Origin of the sequence: Microbacterium sp. (assembly GCF_031178525.1) — a bacterium.
Classification (GTDB): domain Bacteria; phylum Actinomycetota; class Actinomycetes; order Actinomycetales; family Microbacteriaceae; genus Microbacterium.
Genome location: NZ_JAPSJA010000346.1, coordinates 1 through 2,265, shown reverse-complemented (window position 1 = coordinate 2,265; position 2,265 = coordinate 1). Strand labels below are relative to the sequence as shown.

General features: G+C 75.2%; 2 protein-coding genes. Both read right to left on the bottom strand.

Going from position 1 to position 2,265, the window contains the following annotated elements:
- On the bottom strand, positions 1-1,773 hold a 1,773-nt coding region (locus tag RIF89_RS14180), incomplete at its 3' end, for an energy-coupling factor transporter ATPase (RefSeq protein ID WP_309069723.1).
- A 9-nt stretch (positions 1,774-1,782) separates the two neighbouring features.
- Positions 1,783-2,265: ECF transporter S component (locus tag RIF89_RS14175; RefSeq protein ID WP_309069722.1), on the bottom strand; the 483-nt coding region annotated here is incomplete at its 5' end.

Genomic DNA, 2,265 nt, shown 5'->3' with positions numbered 1-2,265 from the left:
GTCCCGCGCCGCGCCCCGCGGCTCGCGGGTCTCCGGCAGCCGGGCGGGACTCGCACGAGGATCGTCGCCGCCGACGGGCACCGCGGCGCCGGCACGCAGCGCGCGGTGCACGGGCGGCAGGCGCAGCCCCGCGCGTTCGAGCAGCGCCGCGTCGGCGAACACCTCGGCGGTCGGCGCGGCGGCGGCGACCCGCCCGTCTGCGACCACGACGACGTGCGTGGCGTGCTCGGCGACCAGGTGGAGATCGTGCGTGACGATCACGATCGTGGTGCCTGCCGCGTGCAGCTCTCGCAGCAGGGCGAGCAGTTCGGCGGCGCGGGCGCGATCCTGCCCGAACGTGGACTCGTCGAGGGCGAGCAGCAGCGGCTCGCGGTCGGCGCCGCTCGCGATCAGGGCGGTGCCGACCGACAGCCGCCGCTTCTGGCCGCCCGAGAGGAGGAACGGATGCGCGTCCGCGCGTTCGGCGAGGCCGAACCGGTCGAGCAGCTCGCCGACGCGGGCACGGATCTCGTCGTCCGGCAGGCCGCGCAGCCGCAGGCCGTGCGCGAGTTCGTCGGACACGGTGGGCGCCACGAACTGGTGCTCGGGGTTCTGGAAGACGAAGCCGATCCGGGCCGCCAGTTCGCGCGGCGACGCGGTCGCCGGATCCAGCCCGGCCACCGACACCCGCCCGCGCGGGGGAGCGGTCACGCCCGCGATCGCCTGCACCAGTGTCGTCTTCCCCGCGCCGTTCGGCCCGATCACGGCCGTGAACGATCCGGCGGGGATGTCGAGGTCGACGTCACGCAGCACCTCGACGTCGTGCCGGCGCAGCGTGAGGCCGCGCACGCGCGCGAGCGGCTCGCCGTCCGGACGGCTCGATGCCTGGGGACCGCCGGACGCCTCGCGCAGGAGCAGTGCCGCGGCCGCGTCGCGCGTGGTCGGATCGAGCGCGTCGCGCAGCTCCGCGGGCGTCAGTGGCAGCGGCTCCAGCACGTGCCCCGCCGCGCGCAGCCGCAGGCCGCCGAGCGTCGCGGCCGGAAGCCACGCGCCCATCGCGACGAGCGCCTCGGCGTGCTCTCGCAGCACATCGGCCACGGGGCCGTCGAACGCGACGCGTCCCTCGTGGTCGAGCACGACCACGCGCGTCGCGAGCTCCACCGCGGCGTCAAGGTTGTGCTCGACGAGGACGATCGCGCGGTCTCCCGCGGCGACGACGTCGGCGAGCGCCGCGTAGACGTCATCGATGCCGACCGGGTCGAGGTTCGCGGTGGGCTCGTCGAGCACGAGCAGGGGCGATCCCATCGCGAGCGCGCAGGCGATCGCGAGCCGCTGCCGCCCGCCTCCCGAGAGCCTGTCGGGGTTCCATGCACGGCGCTGCCAGAGTCCCATCCGGCGCAGCGCCTCATCCGCGCGGGCGGCGACCTCCGCGGCGGGGAGGCGCAGGTTCTCGAGCCCGAACGCGACCTCGTCGATCAGCGTCCCGGCGACCAGCTGGGCGTCCGGATCCTGGAACACCATCGCGACGCGCGTGCTCAGCTCGGCGACCGTGCTCGTGGCCGTGTCCAGGCCGCACACCTCGATCGTGCCTTCCAGTGCCGCGGGAAGGGCGTGCGGCACGAGACCGTTCAGCGCCAGCGCGAGGGTCGACTTGCCGGAGCCGCTCGGGCCGAGCAGCAGCACGACCTCGCCGCGTCGCACCTCGAACGAGACGTCGCGTGGCGTGGCGCGCGCGGCGTCAGGATGCGTGATCGAGACACCGCTCAGGCGCAGCAGGGGATCGGCCGGTGGCACGGCCTCACCTTACGGTAAGGGCTGTCCGACGCCCGCGCGTCCGAGGGCCGCCGCGACGCTCAGCCCGGCGATCGTCCAGACGATCGGACCGGCGACGCCGAGCGCGATGTACAGCGCCTGCGCCCAGGGCGCCAGCGAGGCGAGGTCCGCGGCGAAGGCCACGGCGATCGCGACGACGGCGCCGATCACGACAGCCGTCCCCAGCGAGCGGACAGGCGACCACGACCGGTAGCGGCCGAGCGCCGCCGATGCCTCCTGGATCCCGCCGAACAGCACGGCGGTCGCGATGAACTGCCACACGTACACCGGCGCGAAGGCGCTCGAGACCAGCGCGGCGAGCAGGTGGGTGGCGATCGCGACGCCGGGCAGGCGCAGCAGGCGCTGCGCGATCACCCCGGGAAGCACGTGCGCGCCGAGCACGAACCCGTAGACGATCGGCACGGTCGCCAGCACGGCGATCGTGATCCAGCCGGCCGCCGCGCCCAGCAGCCC